This window comes from Xanthomonas sp. NCPPB 3005 (assembly GCF_041228095.2).
GTDB classification, from domain to species: domain Bacteria; phylum Pseudomonadota; class Gammaproteobacteria; order Xanthomonadales; family Xanthomonadaceae; genus Xanthomonas_A; species Xanthomonas_A bonasiae.
Genome location: NZ_CP166096.2, coordinates 1,269,524 through 1,291,511, shown reverse-complemented (window position 1 = coordinate 1,291,511; position 21,988 = coordinate 1,269,524). Strand labels below are relative to the sequence as shown.

Sequence of the window (21,988 nt, the reverse complement as noted above, 5' to 3'; positions counted from 1 at the left end):
GGTCCGACCGATCCACCCAGACTCCCACCCGAGCCACCGACATGCAGCGCACCCACACGATCAGCCGCTTGGCCTGCTCCATCGTACTGGCGCTGTCCGCGCCGGCATTTGCGGACACCCCGGACCAGAATCCCAAGACCCTGGCGTCGGTCAATGTGGAAGCGGACCAGACCCCGGCGCCGGGGTCGATCAACGAACAGCGCCTGTCCGACAGCGTCAACAGCGTGATGGACAAGGAGCAGATCGACGCCATTCCCTCGGCCGGCATCGCCGACGTGCTCGCGCACATGCCGGGACTGTCGGCCTACAGCGACATGCACCTGGGCCAGGCCGCCACCGGCGAGAACGCCTACGTCAGCATCCGCGGCATGGACGCCAGCTACAACGCCTACACCCTCAACGGCTTCGGCATGCCCGAAACCGACTCCTCGACCCGCGCGATCTCGTTGAACATGCTGGCGCCGTTCGGCATCCAGTCGGTGCAGGTGTCCAAGGCGCCTACGCCCGACATGCCCGGCGATGCGATCGGTGGCGCCATCGACATGCGCACGCCCAGCGCATTCGACTTCGACCGCGATTTCCATGCCAAGACCACCGCGCAGGGCAAGCTGAGCGCACTGGCTTCGGACCTGGGCACGAAGGACAAGGGCGGCACGCTGCAGCAGGAACTGGCCTGGAAATTCGGCGACCACCAGGCGTTCGGCCTCTACCTCTCCGGCTACTACGGCAAGTCGAACACCCTGGCGCAGGCCACCTCGCCCAACACCCCCTACACCCCGGTCGATCCGGCGCAGGCCGATGCCACCGACCTGCGCGCTGTCGGCCCGCTGGTCAACACGCAGTACAAGTACAGCCTCTATACCAACCAGATCGAACGCTACGGCGGCAACCTCGCGCTCGATTGGCAGGGCGAGCACAGCACGCTGTACGCCCGCGCGATCTATGGCGCCTACAACGTCACCGGACAACAGGATCAGGCCGGCGCCGCATCGGCGAGCAGCGGCGGCGCGCCGATCGCGGTACGCGGCGAATACTTCAACACGCGCGACATCCAGGAAAAGCTGGCGACGCTGCAACTCGGCGGCAAGACCACGCTCGACAAGCTGCAGTTCGACTACGGCACCTCGTTCGGCCGCGGCACCCGCAACCGTCCGGACTACGTCGAAGCGAGCATGTATGCGCTGACCGCCGGCAACTACGCGTTCGACCTCAGCGACCCCACCTATCCGAACCTGGCGCCCAGCTCCGACGCGCTGAAACGCTATTTCTACGATCTGAACACGCCACACTTCTGGAAAGTGCAGGGCCACGACGCCGGCAGCCACGACAACCGCGCCAACGCGCATGTCGACATCGCCTACCGGGTGGACGACAGCGTGCTGGAGAGCGTCAAGGTCGGGCTGTCCGCCGACCATTCCGAGCGCGGCGCCTACGATCACGCGTTCTTCCACAACGACAACAACTTCGTCTACGGCGGCCCCTACTTCGGCGGCCCCGACTATCCGTTCTATGCGGCCGGCGGCCCCACCCTGTCCGTGTTGCCCGGCAAGATCGTCAACGGCGGCTTCGACGGCAGGTTCGCCGGGCCGCTCAAGATCGTGGACCGCAACTGGGTGCTGGCGCAGGCCGTGCCCTACAAGTACGTCGACGATCCCAACGGCGCAGGCGTCTACACCGCCAACGACTACAACGCCAACACCACCTCCAGCACCGAGGCGATCTATTCCGGCTATGCGATGGCCACGCTGCACCTTGGCGAGGTGACCGTGCTGCCTGGCGTGCGCTACGAACTGACCCGCTACTCGGCCGATTCCTGGCAATCCAACGGCGACGATGCCACCGGCCGCTTCGTCGGCACGGGCCGCACCTATGGCGAAGTGCTGCCGGGGATCAGCTTCAACTATCGCCCGGACGATCTCACCGTCTATCGCGCCTCGCTGCGGCGCAGTTTCAGCCGCCCGGCCTTCGGCCTGATTTCCGGCGAGACGGTGTACTCGATCGATGACACCAGCGGCAAGCTGCTGGGCATTTCCAAACCCAATCCGGATCTGAACCCGAGCAAGGCCGACAACGCCGATCTGTCCGCGGAGTTCTACGACGCGCACGGCGGCGTGCTCAGCGCGTCGACCTACTACAAGCGCATCACCGGCTTCGTCTACACCTCGCAATCGTCCACCAGCAACGACAACACGCTCGGCGGCCTGGTCCCTACCGGCACCACGCTGGAAAACGGCGTGCCGGTGACCATGCCGCAGAACGGCGGCACCGCCAAGCTCTACGGCGTGGAACTGGCGTTGAGCAAGCGCCTGCAGGATCTGCCCGGCATCTGGGGCAATTTCGGCGCCACCGCCAACCTGACCCTGCAGCACAGCTCGGCCGACAGCAAGCGCGCCGACCAGCCGGAGAACACCTGGTTGCCGCGCGCGCCGGAGCGCATCTACAACCTGGGCCTGTTCTACGACGACGCGCAACTGCGCGCCGACCTGAGCTACAACTACACCGGCCTGCAGCTGCTCGGCCTGACCAGCGACCGCCTCAACTACTATCTGCAGCCGGTGAAGTCGCTGGACTTGAACGCCACCTACCACCTGCCGCACGGTATCGACGTCGGCGTGTCGGTCAAGAACCTGCTCGACGAAGCCACGTTCTACGAAACCCAAGGCAAGTCCAAGCGCTACCTGGCCTACGATCCCGGCGCCGACGGCGCCTACGTCGAGACCGGGCGGGTGTACATGCTGACGCTGGGCTACACCTACTGAGTAAGGCGTGCAGGCGCTGCAACGCGCTCGCGTTGTCGCGCAGCACACAACACGCGCGAGGCGGATCTTGCGGCGATCGCTTGCCACGGATGGCACGCGCGCCGATCGAGCGGCGCCATCGCAACTGCGACAGCGGCCGTACGCATGGCGAACTGTCGCAATGCATGACGCCGTGTGGCAACAAGATGGAAAGATGCGCGTCAAGCTGGCGGCCGATGATAGCGGGGTCTTGTTTTCCGGCTTTGCCGAATGCGCCCCTTTTCATCCGTACTGCAGGCGCTGGAATCGGTCTGTTTCGCCGCACCGCCAGCGGCGCGCTCACAACGTCGCAAACGTATCGAAGGCGTCCTGCTCGGTCTGTTGACGATCGTCCCGCTCGCGCTGCACGCCGCACCCAGGCTCAACGAACTGCAGTACATCGGCAGCCACAACAGCTACCACGCCGGTTTCGCGCCCAGCGAAGCCACGTTCTGGAAACGGATGGACCCGGCATCGTTCGCGATGCTGGACTACCGCCATCCGCCAATGGCGCAACAGCTCGACGATGGCGTCAGGCAGATCGAACTGGATCTCTATGCCGATGCCAAGGGTGGCCGCTATGCGCACCCGGCGATCGTGGAACAGATCGCCAAGGCCGGACTGCCGCCAGCGCCGGCCATCGCTCCCCCCGGCGTGATGGAGAAGCCCGGAATCAAGGTCATGCATGTGCAGGACCTGGACCAGCGCAGCACCTGCCAGCCGCTGGTCGCCTGCCTGCAGGACGTGCGCGCCTGGTCCAGGCGACACCCGGGGCATCTTCCGATCTTCATCCTGCTCGAAACCAAGCAATCGCCGCTGCAGCTCGGCTTTCCAACCGTGCAGCCCGAACCGTTCGATGGCGCCGCGATGGATGCACTGGATGCGGAGCTGCGCTCGGTGTTCGCGCCCGGCGAGTATCTGAGCCCGGACCAGGTGCGTGGCGATGCGCCCACGCTCAATGCCGCCATCCTCGCCCGTGGCTGGCCAGCCTTGGCCGAGACGCGCGGCAAGGTCGTGTTCCTGCTCGACCAACGTTCGGCCGGCAACAGCTATCTGCCTGGCCACCCTTCGTTGCGCGGCCGGGTGTGCTTCACCAATGCCGTTGCGGGCGAAGCCGACGCCGCCTTCACCGAACGCAACGACGGCAGCGCGGAAGAGATCGCGCGCCTGGTGAAAGCCGGATATCTGGTGCGCACGCGCACCGATGCGGACCTGAAAGAACCGGCGCGCAACGACACCACGCGCCGCGACGGCATGCTCGCCAGCGGCGCACAGCTGCTCAGCACCGATTTCCCCACTCACGAAGCGGCCGCTTCCGGCTACGTGGTGCGCTTCGATGGCGACGCGGCCGCCCGCTGCAATCCGCAATTCCCGAACGCGCGCTGCGACGGCGTCGATCTGACGCATTGAATCGGCAGCGCTCGCACCGTTTCGTACCGCACCACCTCCACACACCTGTCGCAATGGAACGCATGGGCGATGCAATCGCCTGCGCCCGCATCGCCGGGGCCAGGGTACCCAAGCTCACCAACCGCGAGTTCTCTACATGCAGTCCACCCGTTCCATCAGCCGCCTGACCTACGCCATCAGCATCGCCCTGACGTTCTGCGCACCCGCATTCGCGGAGGACGCGAGCCCACGCACCCCCACCACGCTGGATTCGGTCAACGTGCAGGCCGACCAGGCGCCCGCGCCCGGTTCGATCAACGAACAACGCCTGTCCAACAGCGTCAACAGCGTGATGGACAAGGAGCAGATCGACGCCATTCCGTCGGCCGGCATCGCCGACGTGCTCGCGCACATGCCGGGATTGTCGGCCTACAGCGACATGCACCTGGGCCAGGCCACCACCGGCGAGAACGCCTACGTCAGCATCCGCGGCATGGACGCCAGCTACAACGCTTACACCCTCAACGGCTTCGGCATGCCCGAAACCGACTCCTCGACCCGCGCGATCTCGTTGAACATGCTGGCCCCGTTCGGCATCCAGTCGGTGCAGGTGTCCAAGGCGCCGACCCCCGACATGCCCGGCGACGCGATCGGTGGCGCGATCGACATGCGCACGCCCAGCGCGTTCGACTTCAACGGCGATTTCTACGGCAAGACCACCGCGCAGGGCCAGTTCAACGCGCTCGCCTCGGACCTCGGCGGCAAGGACAAGGGCGGCACGCTGCAGCAGGAACTGGCCTGGAAGTTCGGCGACAACCAGGCCTTCGGCCTCTACGCGTCCGCCTATTACGGCAAGAACAACAACATGGCGCAGGCGCCTGCGCCCAACAGCAAATACGTTCCGGCCGATCCGGCGCAGGCCAATGCCGTCGATCTGCGCGATGTGGGACCCCTGGTCAGCACCCGCTACAAGTACAGCGTCTACACCAGCCAGATCGAACGCTACGGCGGCAACCTCGCGCTCGACTGGCAGGGCGAGCACAGCGCGCTGTACGCCCGCGCCCTCTACGGCAGCTACCGTGTCACCGGGCAGCAGGACCAGTCCAGCGCGCGCCTGGAAACCTATCTGAACCAGCCCACGGCCGTGCGCGGCGGCTACTTCAACACGCACGACATCGGCGAGAAGCTGGCGACGCTGCAAGTGGGCGGCAAGACCACACTGGACCGCCTGCAGTTCGACTACGGCAGTTCCTTCGGCCGCGGCACCCGCAGCCGGCCGGACTACGTCTCGGCCAGCCTGTACGGTTTCACCCCGGGCAGCTTCGCCTTCGACCTCAGCGACCCGACTTATCCGAGCATCGGCCCCAGCTCCGACGCGCTGAAGAACTATTTCTACAACCTGGATTCTGCATTGCTGTGGAAGGTGCAGGGCCATGACGCCGGCAGCCACGACAACCGCGTCAATGCGCACACCGACATCACCTACCGCGTGGACGACAGCGTGCTGGACAGCGTCAAGGTCGGGCTGTCGGCCGACCACGCCGACCGCGGCGCCTACGACCATCCGTTCTTCCACAAGGACGGCAACTTCGTCACCAACGGTCCCTACTTCGGCGGCCCCAACTACGCCTTCCCCACCGCCGGCGGCCCGCCGCTGAGCGCGATCCCGGGGCGGGTGACCTACGGCGCCTTCGATGGCCACTATGCCGGCCCGTTCAAGATCCTGGACCGCAACTGGATGCTGGCGCAGGCCGTGCCCTACAAGTACATCGACGATCCCAAGGGCGCCGGCGTCTATACCGCCAACGACTACAACGCCAACACCACCTCCAGCACCGAGGCGATCTATTCCGGCTACGCGATGGCCACGCTGCACGTCGGCGACGTGACCGTGCTGCCTGGCGTGCGCTACGAGCTGACCCGCTACTCGGCCGATTCCTGGCAATCCAGCGGCGACGGCATCAATGGCCGGTTCGTCGGCACCGGCCGCACCTATGGCGAAGTGCTGCCGGGGATCAGCCTCAACTATCGCCCGGACGATCTCACCGTCTACCGCGCCTCGCTGCGGCGCAGCTTCAGCCGCCCGGCCTTCGGCCTGATTTCCGGCGAGACGGTGTACACCATCGACCCCAACAACACGGTCATCGGCATTTCCAAGCCCAATCCCGACCTCAATCCGAGCAAGGCCGACAACGCCGACCTGTCCGCGGAGTTCTACGACCATCATGGCGGCGTGCTCAGCGCGGCGACCTACTACAAGCGCATCACCGGCTTCGTCTACACCTCGCAGTCGGCCACCAGCAACGACAACACGCTCGGCGGCCTGGTTCCCACCGGCACCACGTTCGAGAACGGCGTGCCGGTGACCATGCCGCAGAACGGCGGCACAGCCAAGCTCTACGGCGTGGAACTGGCGGCCAGCAAACGCCTGCAGGATCTGCCTGGCATCTGGGGCAATTTCGGCGCCACCGCCAACCTCACGCTGCAGCACAGCGAAGCGGACAGCAAGCGCCCGGATCAACCGGAAACGACTTGGTTGCCGCGCGCGCCGGAACGCATCTACAACCTGGACCTGTTCTACGAGGACACGAAGCTGCGTGCGGACCTGAGCTACAACTACACCGGCCTGCAACTGCTCGGCCTGACCAGCGACCGGCTCAACTACTACCTGCAGCCGGTGAAGTCGCTGGACTTGAATGCCACCTACCACCTGCCGCACGGCATCGACGTCGGCGTGTCGGCCAAGAACCTGCTCAATGCGGCCACCTTCTACGAGACCCAGGGCAAGTCCAAGCGCTACATGGCCTACGATCCGGGTGCCGACGGTGCCTATGTCGAGACCGGCCGGGTGTACATGCTGACGCTGGGCTACACCTACTGAGCGCGGCCTGCCTCCGGCGAAGTGCGCCGAAGGCGTCGCGTCTTCGATCTCGAAGTAGAGACGGATGCGCGGCCCGGCAGTGCCGGGCCGCGCTCCGGTCAGCGGGCAGCCAGCCATTTCACGCTGGCTAGTCGCGGCGCTTAGGCATGGTGGCTGCAATTCATGCCGGAGTCGCCGATGTCCCGCCTATCGCTTCCACTCGCCTGCCTCGCCGTGCTGTTCGCGAGCGCCGTCGGCACTGCATCGGCGCAGCCGCCCGCCAAGGCCGCGGCCTCCACCGCAGCCCCGGACAGCGGCGAACGTTCGCCGCTGCGCGCACAGGTGCTGCTGGACCGCGCGCACTTCTCCCCGGGCGAGATCGACGGCCAGCCGGGCTCCAACCAGCGCCGCGCGGTCTCCGGCTTCCAGCAGGCGCGCGGACTGACCGCAAGCGGCGAACTCGACGACGCCACCTGGCAGGCGCTGGCGCAGGACAGCGCGCCCGCGCTGATCGCCTACACGCTCACCGCCGAGGACGTGGCCGGTCCGTTCCCCAAGATCCCCGAGGACACCGCGGAGAAGGCCAAGCTGCCGGCGCTGGGCTACGAATCGGTGGAAGAGCGCCTGGGCGAACGCTTCCACGCCGCGCCTGCGCTGTTGCGCGCGCTCAACCCGTCGGTCGACTTCAGCCAGGCTGGCGCCAGCGTGCAGGTGCCGAACGTGCTCGGCACCGCGGCGCTGCCGAAGGCGGCCAAGCTGGTGGTCGACAAGTCCGATTCCACCGTGCGCCTGCTCGACGCCGGCGGCGCGATCCTGGCCCAGTTCCCCGCCTCCACCGGCAGCGAGCACGATCCGCTGCCGATCGGCGACTGGAAGATCAAGGGCGTGGTGCGGCAGCCGACCTTCCACTACAACCCCAAGCTGTTCTGGGACGCCGACAAGTCGGACAAGAAGGCCACGTTGGCCGCAGGCCCGAACAATCCGGTCGGCGAGGTGTGGATCGACCTGTCCAAGGACCACTACGGCCTGCACGGCACGCCGGATCCGGCGTGGGTCGGCAAGGCGCAATCGCATGGCTGCGTGCGCCTGACCAACTGGGACGCGCTGACCGTGGCCGCCGCGGTGAACGCGTCGGTGCCGGTGACCATGCAGGAGTGAGCGGATGAAGACCCTGCTCAGCCTGGCGGCGCTGGTAATGGCGGTAGCGCTCGGCTACTGGGTGCTGCGCGCCGGCGTACAGGTGCGCCCCAGCGCAGCCGCGGCCGGCGACGCAGCGGCCACGCCCGCGATGTCCCCTGCCACAGCGCCAGCAGCGGCACCGGCACAGCGCGAGGCGACCGCGCCGGCGCCTTTACCTATGGCGATGGACACCCCGCCGGCGGCGCCGCCTGCCGCAGCCGCAGCGCCCCCCGCGGCCGCGCCGGCGAACGCTTCCGACGACCTGCTGATCCCCGTACAAGGCGTGCGTCGCGACCAGTTGCAGGACACCTTCACCGACGCGCGCAGCCAGGGCCGGCGCCACGACGCGATCGACATCCTGGCGCCGGCCGGCACGCCGGTGCTGGCGGTGGCCGACGGCAGCGTGGAAAAGCTGTTCGACAGCGAGCGCGGCGGCCTCACCGTGTACCAGTTCGAACCCAGCGGCCGCTACGCCTACTACTACGCGCACCTGCAGCGCTACGCGGATGGACTGGCGGAAAAACAGACGCTCCGCCGCGGCCAGGTGCTCGGCTATGTCGGCAGCACCGGCAATGCCGATCCTGGCGCGCCGCACCTGCATTTCGAGATCCACCGGCTGGGCCCGGAAAAGCAGTGGTGGAAGGGCGAATCGCTCAATCCGTATCCGCTGCTGCGCGGCGAGCAGCGCCTGTAGGCGCAGGCGCGGCCCGACGCTGCGTCTCGGGAGGCTGCGCGATCGCAGGCGCCTCCGCCTCGTGCCTGGACCTGCCGACGGCTCGATGCCTTGACCCGCGGGCCGCAGCCCCACCCCGCCAGGCCGGGGCGTGCCAGGGCTGGCGGCAACCCGGCAACGGCAGCTTGAACCGCACCGGACCGGCGGGGCGGCTTTCGGGCCGCCGCCGGGGTTGCCGGCCGGCCCGCCATGTCATTCGCGTGTAAAATTCCCGGTTTTACCCAGAAGCAATGGCGAAAGCTCTTCCACGGCCGCCTGTCCCGGGCCCGGCGTTCATTCGCCTCCTCGCACGTCTCACCGACGCCGACATCGCGCCGTCCAGCCCCGCGCTGGCCGACCGGCTCGGCCAATGGATCGACTGGACGCGCGCCGTGGCCGTGTCCAGGGCGCTGGACGGCAGGCTGCCCGCGATCGACGCCGACGCGCCATTCGAGGGCGTCGACGCGCACGAGTGCGCACGCGTGCGCCGCGCGCTGGAGGAGGCGATTTCCAGCGACACCGCCGCGGACGCCGGCAAGCAAGGCCCCCGGCCTGGCCATGCCGCAGACGCGAACGCGCCGCTCGACTACGCGCCGTTCCGCCAGCGCTACCTGTCGCTGCAGCGGACGATGCTGACCGCGACCGGCCGCCTGCGCGGCCAGCTGCGCGACACGCTGGCGCGGACGTCGGCCGACATGGCGCGGCTGGCGGAGGTGGATGCGGTCATGGAGCTGACCCTGAGTCCGCGCGAACAGACCCTGCTGGCTGCCGTGCCGGCGCTGCTGCAACAGCATTTCGAACGCCTGCGCGAGACCGAGCCCACCGCGGCGGCCGACACGCACACGGCGGACACCGCTCAGGCACCGACCGCCAACGCCTGGCTGGACGTGTTCCGCCAGGACATGCGCAGCGTGCTGCGCGCCGAGCTGGATGTCCGCTTCCACCCCATCGACGCGCTGCTCGCAGCGCTGCGCCCCCGCTGACCGAGACCTCATGTTCAAGAACTTCTTCAATTCCGTCGTGTTCCTGGCCGGCCTCGCCGCCGTGTGCTGGATCGGCGTGGGCTATCTCGGCACCAATCCGCTGGGCGTCGGCTTCGCGCTGCTGATCGGCGCGTGCTACGTGGCCGGCGCGCTGGAGCTGTACCGCTACCGGCAGGCCACGGCCACGCTGGTCCACGCCGTGGCCGACGCGGACGCGGCGCAGTCCGACCTGGGCGGCTGGCTGCAACGCCTGGATCCGAGCCTGCGCAATGCGGTGCGCCTGCGCATCGAGGGCGAGCGCGTCGCCTTGCCGGCACCGGGACTGACCCCGTACCTGGTTGGCCTGCTGGTCCTGCTGGGCATGCTCGGCACCTTCCTGGGCATGATGGCGACCCTGCGCGGTACCGGCCTGGCGCTGGAAAGCGCGACCGACCTGCAGGCCATCCGCGACTCGCTGGCCGCACCGGTCAAGGGCCTGGGCTTCGCGTTCGGCACCTCCATCGCCGGCGTGGCCAGTTCGGCGATGCTCGGCCTGCTCGCCGCGCTGTGCCGGCGCGAGCGGCTGCAGGCGGTGCAAGGGCTCGACCTGGCCATCGCGACCACGCTGCACATCCATTCGCAGGCGTTCCAGCGCAGCGAAGCGTTCAAGCTGCTGCAGCGGCAGACGGAACTGATGCCGGCATTGATCGACCGGCTGCAGGCGATGGCGACCGGTATCGAGCAACAGGGCGCCGCCAGCGGCGAACGCCTCGCAAGCAATCAGGACGCCTTCCACGCCAGGACCGAGGCCGCCTACACGCGCCTGGCCAGCGCGGTGGAGCAGTCGCTGCAGGCGGGCGTCGCGGAGAACGCGCGCGCGCTCGGCGCGGCGCTGCAGCCGGTGATGCAGGCCACTCTGGACGGCCTGGCGCGCGAAACCGCCACGCTGCACGAGCACGTCGGCCAGGCCGTGCAACGCCAGCTGGACAGCCTGGCCAGCGGCTTCGAGAACGCCGCCGCGCGCGCCGCACAGGCGTGGGATGCCGCGCTGGCCGGCCAGCGCGACACCAACCAGGCGCTGGTCCAGGATCTGCGCAGCGCGCTGGACGGCTTCGGCGACAGCTTCGCGACGCGCTCGAACGGCGTGCTGGATGCCGTGTCGGCGCGCCTGGACGCCACGGCGGACGGCGCCAAGCAGGCCTGGAACGATGCGCTGTCGCGCCAGCAAGAGATCAACGCGCAATTGGCGGCGCGCAACGCACAGGCGCTGGATGCGATCTCGGTACGCCTCGACGCCACCGCCGATGGCGCCAAGCAGGCCTGGAGCGATGCGCTGTCGCGCCAGGAAGCGATCAACGAACAGCTGGCAGCCCGCAACGCACAGGCGCTGGATGCGATCTCGGTACGCCTCGACGCCACCGCCGATGGCGCCAAGCAGGCCTGGAGCGATGCGCTGTCGCGCCAGGAAGACGTCAACGCCGCCCTGGCCGAGCGCAACGCGCAGGCGCTGGACGCGGCCGCGGCGACGCTGGAACAACGCGCGGCGGCGCTGGTCGAGGTCATGCAGCACTCCCACGCGCAATTGCAGGACGCGCTGCAAGCGCGCGACCAGGCGCGCCTGGCCACGTGGACCGACACGTTCGCCGCGATGGTCGCCGCCTTGAACGCGGAGTGGGAGCGCAACGGCGAGCGCATCGCGCAGCGCCAGCAGGACATCTGCGCCACCCTCGAACGCACCGCAGGCGCGATCGCGGCGCAGACCCAGGCGCATGCCAGCGAGACCATCGCCGAGATCTCGCGCCTGGTGCAGACCGCGTCGGAAGCGCCGAAGGCCGCCGCCGATGTCGTCGCCGAGCTGCGCCAGAAACTCTCCGAGAGCATGGTCCGCGACACCGCCATGCTGGAAGAGCGCAGCCGCCTGCTGGACACGCTGCACACCTTGCTCGACGCGGTGAACCACGCCTCCACCGAGCAACGCACCGCGGTGGACGCCCTGGTCACCACCTCGGCGGATCTGCTCGAACGGGTCGGCACCCGCTTCACCGACCACATCGAAGCCGAGACCGGCAAGCTCGAATCGGTCGCCGCGCAGGTCGCGGTCGGCGCCACCGAAGTGGCGAGCCTGGGCGATGCGTTCGGCGGCGCGGTGGAGGCGTTCGGCCACTCGAACGCGGCGCTGCTGGAGCGCCTGCAGGGCATCGAACAGGCGCTGGACAAGTCGCTCGCGCGCAGCGACGAGCAACTGGCCTACTACGTGGCCCAGGCGCGCGAAGTCATCGACCTGAGCATGCTGTCGCAGAAGCAGATCATCGAGGAACTGCGCCAGCTGTCGGCCAAGCCGGCGCATGACGGAGCCGAAGCGGCATGAGCGACGAGCTCGAGATCGAAGCCGACGCCGGCGCGCCGATCTGGGCCGTGTTCGGCGACCTGATGTCGGTGCTGCTGGGCGCGTTCGTGCTGATCCTGATCGGCGTGATCGGCGTGCAGCTGCAGCTGTCGCACAAATTGGACGAAGAAGTCCGGCAGCGGCAGGCCGAGGCGCGGCAACGCAAGACCCTGGAACAGGCGCTGGCCGCGCCGCTGGCGGCAGGCCGGGTGACCCTGGTCGATGGCCGCATCGGCATCCGCGGCAGCGTGCTGTTCGCGCTCAATTCCGATCAACTGCAGCCCGAAGGACGCGAAGTGCTGAAGAGCCTGGCCGCGCCGCTGGCCGGCTACCTCAAGGCGCGCGGCGAGATCCTGATGGTCAGCGGTTTCACCGACGACCGCCAGGTGCGCGACAGCAACCGCCAGTTCGCCGACAACTGGGAACTGTCGGCGCAGCGCGCGCTGACCGTGACCCGCGCGCTGATCGACGAAGGCGTGCCGGCCGATGCGGTGTTCGCCGCCGCGTTCGGCGCGCAGCAACCGGTCAGCCCGAACACCGACGAAGCCGGACGCGCCAGCAACCGGCGCGTGGAAATGGCGCCGCTGCCGAAGCTGTCCACGTCTGCCGCCAGACCCCATGCGCGATAACGCGACATCCGCGAGCGAACTGCTCGGCGCATGGCGGCAGCGGCAGGCCGAGCGCCTGGATCCGCTGCGCTTCCGCTTCATCGAAGCACTGGCGCGGCGTGTCGATGCGCATCATGGCCAAGCGCGGCGCCTGCTGGAGCAGAAGCTGTCCGCGCTGCTCGACGCCTATGCAGCGGACCTGGCCAGGATGCCGGCCGCGACAACCGCCGACGCCGAAACCGATACCGACGACGGCGCGGCCATCGCCGATACCGATACCGATACCGCGCCTCCCGCGACCGCGACTGCGACCGCGCGCAGCCCGCTCGGCGAACTGCTGCAGCGGTTCGCCGGCGGCGCCGCGCATGACGCGCATGACGCGAACGACACGGCAAACGCCATGCCGCCGCAGCCTGCGCAGCAACTGCCCGCACTCGATGATGCGCGCAGACTGTGGACCGAGCTGCGCAGCCGCAGCCAGCTGCGGCAATCGCTGCAGCAGGCCCCTGCCGATGCCGGCCCGTTGAACTCCGGCGTGCTGGTGCATCGCGCGCTGGCGCTGATGCGCACCCTGTCGCCGGGCTATCTGCAGCATTTCCTCGCCTACGTCGACGCGTTGTCGTGGCTGCAGCAGATGCACGACGATGACGTGCTCGCGACGCAGCAGAAACCCGGCGCGGATGTCGGCAAGAAGCCGACGCGCGGCAAGCCGCGCAAGCGCGGCTGAAACACGGCCCACGCGCTGGCCGCAATGCGTGCCCGGCGCACAATCCAATCCAGGCCGATAACGCCCCTGCAGGAGCGGCTTCAGCCGCGACAGGCTTTACGGATGCAGCCTGTCGCGGCTGAAGCCGCTCCTACAGGGGACGCGCCTGAATTGCGCAACAACGCACGCAAGAAAAAGGCCGGCTTGCGCCGGCCTTTCTCGTTGCCGCGGAAGACGCTGCGTTACAACGCCTTCGCCGCCGCGACCACGTGCTCGGCGGTGATCTCGAAGTACTTGTACAACTCGTCGGCCGGTGCCGAGGCGCCGAAGGTGTCGATGCCGACCACCGCGCCGTCCAGGCCCACGTACTTGCGCCAGAAACCGGTGACGCCGGCCTCCACCGCCACCCGCTTGCGCACCGCGTTCGGCAGCACCGATTCGCGATAGGCCGCATCCTGGCGGTCGAACACGTCGGTCGACGGCATCGACACCACGCGGGTCTTCAGGCCCGCGGCATCCAGCACCTTCTTCGCGTCCACGGCCAGGCCCACTTCCGAACCGGTGCCGATCAGGATCACGTCCGGCGCGCCGCCCTCGGCATCGGCCAGCACGTAGCCGCCGCGTTCGATCTGCTTGATCTGCGCGTCGCTGCGCGCCTGGAACGGCAGGTTCTGGCGGCTGAACACCAGGCAGCTCGGGCCGTCCTGGCGGGTGATCGCGGCCTTCCAGCTCACCGCCGACTCGACCGTGTCGCACGGGCGCCACACGTCGTTGTTGGGGATGTAGCGCAACGAGGCCAGGTGTTCCACCGGCTGATGGGTCGGGCCGTCCTCGCCCAGGCCGATCGAATCGTGGGTGTACACGTGAATCGCATGCGCCGGGTTCAACGCGCTCATGCGCACGCCGTTGCGTGCGTAGTCGCTGAACACCAGGAAGGTGGCGTCGAACGGGATGAAGCCGCCATGCAGCGCAAGCCCATTGGCGATCGCGGTCATGCCGAACTCGCGCACGCCGTAGTACACGTAGTTGGCGTTCGGGTCGTCGGTGGCGACCGACTTGCTGGCCTTCCACAGGGTCAGGTTGGAATGCGCCAGGTCGGCCGAGCCGCCGACCAGTTCCGGCAGCAGCGGCGCGAAGGCTTCGATCGCCATCTGCGAGGCCTTGCGCGAGGCGATGGTCTGCGCCTCGCTCGCCTGCTTGGCGATGTAGGCGTCGGCCTGGGCGATGAAGTCCTCCGGCAGTTCGCCGTGCGAGCGGCGGGTCAGCTCCGCGGCCTCGGCCGGGAACTGCTTGGCGTACTTGTCGAACGCCTGCTCCCACTCGGCCTGGCGCAGCGTGCCGGCGCCACCGGCGCGCCAGCCGTCGTAGATCTCCTGCGGGATCTCGAACGGGCCGTACGGCCACTGCAGCGCCTTGCGCGCGCCTTCCAGCTCGTCCTTGCCCAGCGGCGCGCCGTGCGAGGATTCCTTGCCGGCCTTGCTCGGCGCACCGAAGCCGATGGTGGTGCGGCAGCAGATCAGGGTCGGCTTGTCGCTCTCGCCGATGGCGGCCTCGATCGCGGCCTTGATCGCGTCGGCATCCTGCCCGTCGACATCGCGCAGCACGTGCCAGCCATAGGCCTCGAACCGCGCCGGAGTGTTGTCGCTGAACCAGCCGGCGGTGTTGCCGTCGATGGAGATATGGTTGTTGTCCCAGAACGCGACCAGCTTGCCCAGGCCCCAGGTGCCGGCCAGCGAGGCGGCTTCGTGGGAGATGCCTTCCATCATGCAGCCGTCGCCCATGAACACCCAGGTGCGGTGGTCGACGATCTGGTGCTCGGGGCGGTTGTAGCGCTGCGCCAGCAGCTTCTCGGCCAGCGCGAAGCCGACCGCGTTGGCGAAGCCCTGGCCGAGCGGACCGGTGGTGGTCTCCACCCCGGGGGTCTCGCTGCGCTCGGGGTGGCCGGCGGTCTTGCTGTGCAGCTGGCGGAAGCGCTTCAGCTGGTCCAGCGGCAGGTCGTAGCCGGACAGGTGCAGCAGCGCGTACTGCAGCATCGACCCGTGGCCGTTGGAGAGCACGAAGCGGTCGCGGTTGAACCACTTCGGATTGTTCGGGTTGTGGCTGAGGAAGTCGTTCCACAGCACTTCGGCGATGTCGGCCATGCCCATCGGCATGCCGGGATGGCCGGACTTGGCGGCCTCGACCGCATCGGCGGCGAGGAAGCGGATCGCGTTGGCGAGCTGGCGGCGGGTAGGCGTCGTCATGTGGGTTCTATTGGACCGGGAGCGGGCGCGGGGGCGTCGGGTCCACCATTGTCCCACAGCCCGGGGCGCAGGACAGTCACCGGACCTGGACCCGCGGCGGCGGCGGCCTGGAACGCCGCCGCGACCGGCCGATCAGCCGACCGCGGCCGCCCGTGGCGCGGCGTCGTCCCCCTCGCCCTTCGCCACCAGGGTGGTCAGCGCCAGGTCGCCGGTCACGTTCAGCGCCGTGCGGCACATGTCCAGGAAATGGTTGACGCCCAGGATCATGCCGATGCCGACCGGGTCCACCCCGACCATTGCGCAGATCAGCGCCACCACCGGCAGCGAGCCGGACGGCACGCCGGCGGTGCCGATGCCGCCGAGGATGCACACCAGCATCACCATGAACTGCTGCGCGATGCTCAACTCCACGCCGAAGAACTGGGCGAGGAAGATCACGGTGACGCCCTCGAACAGCGCGGTACCGTTCTGGTTGGCGGTGGCGCCGACGGTCAGCACGAAGCGCGACACCTTGCTCGGCAGGCCCATCTCGTCGGCCACGCGCAGCGCGGTGGGCAAGGTGGCGTTGCTGGAAGCGGTGGAGAACGCCATCACCGTGGCCTCGCGGGTGGCGCGGAAGAACGCCAGCGGCGAGCGCCCGGCCAACTTCACCGCCAGCCCGTAGGTCACCACCATGTGCAGGCCCAGCGCCAGCACCACCACGCCGACGTAGGCGCCGAGCCGGATCAGCAGTTCGAAGCCGAACAGCGCCGCCAGGTTGAACATGAAGCAGGCCACCGCGTACGGCGCCAGACGGATCACCAGCCCGATCAGGGTCATCGAGATCTCGAAGATGCCCTCGATGCCGCGCCGCAGCGTCGCCACCTTGGCATCGTCGCTGAGCACCATGCCCACGCCGAACATCACCGCGAAGAACATCAGCGACAGGATCGCGCCGTTGCTGGAGGCGGCGGCGACCACGTTGTCGGGCACGATCGCCAGCAGCATGTCCATGCCGCGCGGCTGCTGCTTGCTCTGGTCGACGATCTGCGCGGCGCGCTCCGCGTTCTGCTGCAGCAGTTGCTGCGCCAGTGCGTGGTCCACGCCGATGCCCGGCTTGAGCACGTTGACCAGCACCAGCCCGAGCAGCACCGCGATCCCCGACAGCACCACCGTATAGCCGAGCGTCTTCCAGCCGATCCGGCCCAGCGCGCGGATGTCGCCCATCTCGGAAATCCCCATCACCAGCGCCGAGAACAGCAACGGCACGATCAGCATGAAGATCAGGCTGAGGAACAGCTTGGACAACGGCGTGGTCAGGTAGGTGGTCAGCGCCTGCACCCAGGCCGCATCGCCGCCCACGCTCATGTGCACGGCCAGACCGAACACCAGCCCGACAGCGAAGCCGATCGCCATTTTCCAATGCAAAGGCATGCCGGTCTTGGCCTTCACGGGGGTGTCGGTCATGGTGTGTGCCTTGCAGAAGGGAACCCCGAGCTTAACAAACCCGCACCGGCGGGCCGCAAGCCCGCGCCACCTGGCGAGTGCGCTGCGGGCCGCGTCGCCCAGGCCCGCGCCGACGCTGCTTACGCGTCGCGCGGATACAGCGGCGGCAGTTCGTCCTTGCCGTGCTTGCGCGGCGCGTCGCGCCAGCGCGGCCCGGCCCAGAACGCCTGGCGCAGCGCGGCGCGCGCGCCAGGCACATCGCCGGCACCGCCCCAACGCGCGCGTTGCAGGCGCAGCACCGCCTCGCGTTGCGCCGGATCGTCCAGGCGGGTCAGCAGCGCATCGAGATCGGCGACGCCGGCCTGCGCGCACAGGATCGCCGCGACCTCGTCCAGGCCGCCGGCATCCAGTGCCTTGCGCAGGTCGGGCAGGCCGTAGCGGGCGCGTGGCGCAGCGCCCGCCGCAGCCGGCGCAGCGTGTGCGCCGGCCGGTGCACGCGCACCGCGGCTGCGCCGCCAGGCCCAGACCAGCGTCGCCAGCCACAACAGCGCGAACAGCGCGGCAAGCGCCATCCACAGCGGCAACGACCCGGCCCACCCGGACACCGCGTGGGTCGGTGTCACCGCGTTGCCGGCCGGCGCGGCGTCCACGCGCGGCACCGCTGCGCTGGCCGGCGCGGCCGGCGCGACGGGTGCGGCACGCCCGGGCAGCACCTGCAGGTCCAGATCGGGCAAGCTGGCCTCGCGCGCACTGCCGGCCGCCACGTCCCACCACGGCACGCGCAGCCCGCTGACCCGCAACGGCCCCGCGGTTTGCGGCACGATCGAGTAGCGCCGGGTGATCTTCAGTTGCGGGCTGCCGTCGACGAACGTCTCGTCGAACTGCGGCGGTTCGGCGAACACCTGCGCGCCATCGACGCTCGGCGTCGGCAGTTCCGGGAACTGCGCCTGGGTGGCGCCGCGCGCGCTGGCCTCGACCACGATGTCGGCCGCCTCGCCCACCGCCGCACGTTGCGGCGTGGCGGTGTAGCGCAGGCGCAGGTCGTGCAGCGGCAGCCACGGCTGCGGCGCATTGGCCGGTTGCGCGCGCACCTGCAGGGTCTGCGCCGCACTGCGCGCGCTGAGGTCGCCGCCGCGGCCGAAATAATCGTCGAAGAAGCCGCTGGGACCGCGGCCGCGGAAGCGCGCGCCGGGCAGCGTCAACGGCCCGCTGCGCTCGGGCACCAGCAGGTAGCGGCGCTCGACGATGGTGAACATGCGTCCGTCGATCTCGCGCCGGCTCTGGACATCGTCGCCGACGCGCTGCAGCGCGGCGCCGGCCGGCGGATCCAGGTCCAGTTCGCCCGAGGTCAGCGGCACGCCCAGATACAGCCGCACCACCACGCCCACGCTCTGCTGCACATACGGCTGCGCGTCGTCGGCCACGGTCTGCACGAACACGTCGGCGTTGCCGAGCTGCGCCGGATCGCCGGCGCGGGTGCTGCCGGCCGGCGCCGGCGCGGCCGCGGCGACCTGCAGCCGCAGCGGTGCGGTGCGCTCGTTGCCCACGCGCAACGACGGGATGTCGAGCGTGCCGGTGCCGCGCGGGGTCAGCGCCACGCCGAACAGCGACTTGGCCGTGACCTGGCCGTTGACCATCTGCATCTGCCGGCTGTTGACCTCGTCGCTGAGCGCGAACTGCGCGCGCAGCGGCGCGTACTCCGGCGCCGCCAGGCCCTGGTCGGTCTCGATGTTGAGGGTGACGCTCTCGCCGGCGCCGATGCTGTCGCGGTCCAGCCAGGCGCGGGTGGCGGCCGCGGCCGGCAGCGCCAGCGTGGCCAGCAGCAGCCCCGCCCACAGGGTCAGCATCGCCGACCGCATCCGCGTGGCGGACGCGTCCCGGCGCCAGCGGCGTTGCTTGCGTTCGATCATGGTCCTTCCCGCTGCCTGCGTTCGTGTTCGAGCTTGAATTTGGCGCGCAGCAGGTTGCCCGGATCGTCCGGTACCCGCCGCAGCCACGCCTCCACCGCCTGGCGCTGTTCGCGCTGCTGCGGGGTTTCCGCGGCGGCCGCGGCGGCGCGTGCGGCCGCCTCCTTGCCTGCCGCGCCCTGCTGCGCCATCGCCTGCTGCATCTGCTGGCGCTGCGCCGCGTCGGCCTGCTGCTGCGCCTGCGCATCGCCCGGCTTCGGTGGCCCCGGCGGCGGCGCATCCTTGTCCTTGGACCCCGCCTGCGATGGCGCATTCTTCTGTCCCGGCTGGCCTTGCGCATCCGCGGGCGACGGCGCCTTGGCCTGCGACGGGTCCTGGCCCTTGGGCGCGCCGCCGGCGCCCGGCTGCGGCTGGCCCTTCTGGTTCTGCTGCGATTGGTCCTTGCCCTGCTGTCCCGGCTTGTTCTGCCCGGAGTCGTTCTGCCCGGACTGGCGCTTGCGCGCGGCATCGACCGCGGCGCGGTTGGCGACCGCATCGGCCATCTGCGGATGCTGCCGCAACGCCTTGTCGTAGGCGTCGATCGCCTCGTCGTAGCGGCCCTGGCGGGCCAAGGCATTGCCCAGGTTGTACCAGCCCTGGTCGCTGTCGATGCCCTCGAACTGCTGTTGCGCGGCGGCGAAATCGCCCTTGCGATAGGCCTGCACGCCCGCGTCCAGACGCTGCTGGCGCACCTGGTCGGCACGCCGCCACCAATCGCCGCCGACCGCCTCGGCCGCCGCCGCACGCGCCGGCAGCGGCATCGCCAACGGCAGCAGCAACACCAGCAGCAACGCAGCGCCACCGCGGCGGCGGAACGCGAACAGCGCCAGCAGCAACAGCGGCGGCAGCAGCCAATAGCCCTGATCCACCCAGACCCGTCCACTGTGCTCGCCGGCGGCCGTCGCGTCCTGCTGCTGCGCCGGTTGCAGCACGCCCAGCTCGCGCAGATCGGCATCGGTGGGCGTCAGCGCGGCGTAGCGGCCGTTGCCGGCGCTCGCCAGCGCTTGCAGCGAGCCGGGATCCAGTTGCGCGTGGCCGACGCCGCCCTGGCCATCGCGATAGGCCGCGCCCTGCGTGGTTCCCAATCCCAGCGCCGACACCCGGTAGCCCTGCCCGGCCGCGCGCGACGCGGCCTGCTGCGCCTGCGCGTCGGCCTGGTCGCTGAGCAACAGGATGTCGCCGCGGGTGAAACCGGCCTGGCGCAGCAGCTGTGCCGCCCAATCGATCGCCAGGTCGGTGCGCTGCCCGGGCGCCGGCATCACCTGCGGCGACAGCGCATCCAGGAACAGGGCGACGTTGGCCGCGTCGTCGGTCAGCGGCGCGACGGTGTAGGGTTCGCCGGCGTAGGCCAGCAACGCGACTTCGCCGCCGGCACGCTCGCGCAGCAGCGTCGCCAGCTTGGCGCGCGCCTGCAGCAGGCGCGACGGCGGCAGGTCGCCGGCCTCGATCCGCGGCGACAGATCCAGCGCGATCACCAGCGGCGTGCGCGACTGCCACAGCGGCTGCTGTTCCTGGCGCCAGCTCGGCCCGGACAGCGCCACGACCGCAAGCACGTAACCGAGCGCGGCCAGCCACAACCCGGACAGCGATTGGCGGCCATCCTCCTTCGCCAGCAGATGCGGCAGCAGATGCGCGTCCACATTGTGTCGCCACACATTGCGGCGCCGGCGCCGGCGCAGCCAGCTCCAACCCAGCAACGGCAGCAACGACAACGCCCACAGCCACTGCGGACGCAGCAGGTGCAACGCCTCCAGGAAACCGAGCACCGCGTTCATTGCCGCCTCCAGGGCCACACGAAGGCGATCAGTCCCAGCAGCAGCGCCGCGCCCAGCGGCCACGCATAGCGCTCGATCCGCGGGCGTACCGCCGGGCCGGCCGAACGCACCGGTTCCAGGCGCTCCAGTTCCGCATAGATCGACACCAGCTGGTCGGTATCGCGGGCGCGGAAGAAACGGCCGCCGGTGTCCTGCGCGATCTTGCGCAAGGTGTCCTCGTCGACCTGGTCGTCGCCGCCGCCACCGGGCATCGGCAAGCCGAACAGCGAATAGCCGCCGGCGCCGCCGAAGGCGATGGTGTAGACACGCACGTGTTCGGCCTTGGCCAGCTCCGCCGCCTTGATCGGTTCCAGCACGCCGGCGGTGTTGACGCCATCGGTCAGCACGATGAGCACCCGGTCGCCCTGCGGCTGCTCGCGCAGGCGCTTGACCGACAGCGCGATCGCGTCGCCGAGCGCGGTCTCGCGTCCGGCCAGGCCGACCACGCTGTCGCGCAACTGATCGCGCACCGTCGCCAGGTCGGCGGTCAGCGGGGTCAGCGCATACGCCTGCTGGCCGAACACCAGCAGGCCGATACGGTCGCCGTCGCGGCGGTCGAGGAAGTCGGCCAGCACCGCCTTGGCCGCGGTCAACCGATCCACCACGCGCCCGCCCAGGGTCATGTCCGGCTCGCTCATGCTGCCGGACAGGTCCACCGCCAGCATCAGTTGCCGCGCCTGCTGCGGCGGCGAGATCGGCTCGCCCAGTTGCAGCGGCCGCGCCGCCGCACCGCACAGGCAGAACCAGGCCAGCCATGTCAGCCACAGGCCGACCCGCCACAGACCGCCGCGCGCGGGCGCAGCCGCCACCGCCTGCAACTGGGCGCCGTACGGCACGCGCAAGGCCGGCGCGCTGCCGCGCTGCGCCGGCAGCAACAGGCGCGCCAGCAGCGGCAACGGCATCGCCAGCCACATCCACGGCCAGGCGAACCCGGCAAGCAGATCGCTGAGGTTTTGCCAGTGCAGCGAAAGCATGCTCATC

At 69.5% G+C, this 21,988-nt stretch carries 14 protein-coding genes; 9 read left to right on the top strand and 5 right to left on the bottom strand.

What is annotated here, in order from left to right; translation table 11 throughout:
* The first annotated feature begins 41 nt into the window (after window positions 1–41).
* The 9 genes from AB8810_RS05555 to AB8810_RS05515 all read left to right on the top strand — a co-directional run bounded on the left by AB8810_RS05555 (window position 42) and on the right by AB8810_RS05515 (window position 13,600).
* On the top strand, window positions 42–2,759 hold the full coding sequence (locus AB8810_RS05555; protein WP_369915779.1) for a TonB-dependent receptor: 2,718 nt from the start codon (window positions 42–44) through the stop codon (window positions 2,757–2,759).
* Window positions 2,760–3,008: 249 nt separating this feature from the next.
* Window positions 3,009–4,187, top strand: a complete 1,179-nt coding sequence (locus AB8810_RS05550) for a phosphatidylinositol-specific phospholipase C1-like protein (RefSeq protein ID WP_369915778.1) — start codon at window positions 3,009–3,011, stop codon at window positions 4,185–4,187.
* 136 nt (window positions 4,188–4,323) lie between these two features.
* A complete protein-coding gene (locus AB8810_RS05545) occupies window positions 4,324–7,047 on the top strand; it encodes a TonB-dependent receptor (protein WP_369915777.1) in 2,724 nt (907 codons plus the stop codon).
* A 177-nt stretch (window positions 7,048–7,224) separates the two neighbouring features.
* Complete coding sequence (locus AB8810_RS05540; protein ID WP_369915776.1) at window positions 7,225–8,184, top strand: L,D-transpeptidase family protein; 960 nt, start codon at window positions 7,225–7,227, stop codon at window positions 8,182–8,184.
* Window positions 8,185–8,188: 4 nt separating this feature from the next.
* The gene (locus tag AB8810_RS05535) at window positions 8,189–8,899 is read left to right on the top strand and encodes a M23 family metallopeptidase (protein WP_369915775.1); all 711 of its coding nucleotides are present in this window, start codon (window positions 8,189–8,191) and stop codon (window positions 8,897–8,899) included.
* Between the two features lie 269 nt (window positions 8,900–9,168).
* Window positions 9,169–9,900, top strand: a complete 732-nt coding sequence (locus AB8810_RS05530) for a DUF3348 domain-containing protein (protein ID WP_191824465.1) — start codon at window positions 9,169–9,171, stop codon at window positions 9,898–9,900.
* Window positions 9,901–9,910: 10 nt separating this feature from the next.
* On the top strand, window positions 9,911–12,247 hold the full coding sequence (locus AB8810_RS05525) for a DUF802 domain-containing protein (protein ID WP_369915774.1): 2,337 nt from the start codon (window positions 9,911–9,913) through the stop codon (window positions 12,245–12,247).
* Complete coding sequence (locus AB8810_RS05520; protein ID WP_206229465.1) at window positions 12,244–12,894, top strand: OmpA family protein; 651 nt, start codon at window positions 12,244–12,246, stop codon at window positions 12,892–12,894. The genes AB8810_RS05525 and AB8810_RS05520 overlap by 4 nt, the downstream gene beginning before the upstream one ends.
* Complete coding sequence (locus AB8810_RS05515; protein WP_369915773.1) at window positions 12,884–13,600, top strand: DUF2894 domain-containing protein; 717 nt, start codon at window positions 12,884–12,886, stop codon at window positions 13,598–13,600. The genes AB8810_RS05520 and AB8810_RS05515 overlap by 11 nt, the downstream gene beginning before the upstream one ends.
* 221 nt (window positions 13,601–13,821) lie before the next feature.
* On the opposite strand, the gene tkt is transcribed toward AB8810_RS05515, so the two are convergent.
* From tkt to AB8810_RS05490, 5 genes are all read right to left on the bottom strand, one after another.
* A complete protein-coding gene (gene tkt / locus AB8810_RS05510) occupies window positions 13,822–15,822 on the bottom strand; it encodes a transketolase (protein ID WP_369915772.1) in 2,001 nt (666 codons plus the stop codon).
* Window positions 15,823–15,954: 132 nt separating this feature from the next.
* A complete protein-coding gene (locus tag AB8810_RS05505; protein WP_179566894.1) occupies window positions 15,955–17,268 on the bottom strand; it encodes a dicarboxylate/amino acid:cation symporter in 1,314 nt (437 codons plus the stop codon).
* A gap of 119 nt (window positions 17,269–17,387) precedes the next feature.
* Window positions 17,388–19,106, bottom strand: a complete 1,719-nt coding sequence (locus tag AB8810_RS05500) for a BatD family protein (protein ID WP_369916624.1) — start codon at window positions 19,104–19,106, stop codon at window positions 17,388–17,390.
* 47 nt (window positions 19,107–19,153) lie between these two features.
* On the bottom strand, window positions 19,154–20,968 hold the full coding sequence (locus AB8810_RS05495; protein ID WP_369915771.1) for a tetratricopeptide repeat protein: 1,815 nt from the start codon (window positions 20,966–20,968) through the stop codon (window positions 19,154–19,156).
* A complete protein-coding gene (locus tag AB8810_RS05490) occupies window positions 20,965–21,981 on the bottom strand; it encodes a VWA domain-containing protein (RefSeq protein ID WP_191824584.1) in 1,017 nt (338 codons plus the stop codon). The genes AB8810_RS05495 and AB8810_RS05490 overlap by 4 nt, the downstream gene beginning before the upstream one ends.
* Window positions 21,982–21,988 lie beyond the last annotated feature (7 nt).

Bases quoted from the DNA above. Each gene is read 5' to 3' on its own strand.
- AB8810_RS05500 (WP_369916624.1), bottom strand. From the start codon at position 19,106: ATGCGGTCGGCGATGCTGACCCTGTGGGCGGGGCTGCTGCTGGCCACG.
- AB8810_RS05490 (WP_191824584.1), bottom strand. From the start codon at position 21,981: ATGCTTTCGCTGCACTGGCAAAACCTCAGCGATCTGCTTGCCGGGTTC.
- AB8810_RS05545 (WP_369915777.1), top strand. From the start codon at position 4,324: ATGCAGTCCACCCGTTCCATCAGCCGCCTGACCTACGCCATCAGCATC.
- AB8810_RS05495 (WP_369915771.1), bottom strand. From the start codon at position 20,968: ATGAACGCGGTGCTCGGTTTCCTGGAGGCGTTGCACCTGCTGCGTCCG.
- AB8810_RS05550 (WP_369915778.1), top strand. From the start codon at position 3,009: ATGCGCCCCTTTTCATCCGTACTGCAGGCGCTGGAATCGGTCTGTTTC.
- AB8810_RS05520 (WP_206229465.1), top strand. From the start codon at position 12,244: ATGAGCGACGAGCTCGAGATCGAAGCCGACGCCGGCGCGCCGATCTGG.
- tkt (WP_369915772.1), bottom strand. From the start codon at position 15,822: ATGACGACGCCTACCCGCCGCCAGCTCGCCAACGCGATCCGCTTCCTC.
- AB8810_RS05535 (WP_369915775.1), top strand. From the start codon at position 8,189: ATGAAGACCCTGCTCAGCCTGGCGGCGCTGGTAATGGCGGTAGCGCTC.
- AB8810_RS05505 (WP_179566894.1), bottom strand. From the start codon at position 17,268: ATGACCGACACCCCCGTGAAGGCCAAGACCGGCATGCCTTTGCATTGG.
- AB8810_RS05555 (WP_369915779.1), top strand. From the start codon at position 42: ATGCAGCGCACCCACACGATCAGCCGCTTGGCCTGCTCCATCGTACTG.
- AB8810_RS05530 (WP_191824465.1), top strand. From the start codon at position 9,169: ATGGCGAAAGCTCTTCCACGGCCGCCTGTCCCGGGCCCGGCGTTCATT.
- AB8810_RS05540 (WP_369915776.1), top strand. From the start codon at position 7,225: ATGTCCCGCCTATCGCTTCCACTCGCCTGCCTCGCCGTGCTGTTCGCG.
- AB8810_RS05525 (WP_369915774.1), top strand. From the start codon at position 9,911: ATGTTCAAGAACTTCTTCAATTCCGTCGTGTTCCTGGCCGGCCTCGCC.
- AB8810_RS05515 (WP_369915773.1), top strand. From the start codon at position 12,884: ATGCGCGATAACGCGACATCCGCGAGCGAACTGCTCGGCGCATGGCGG.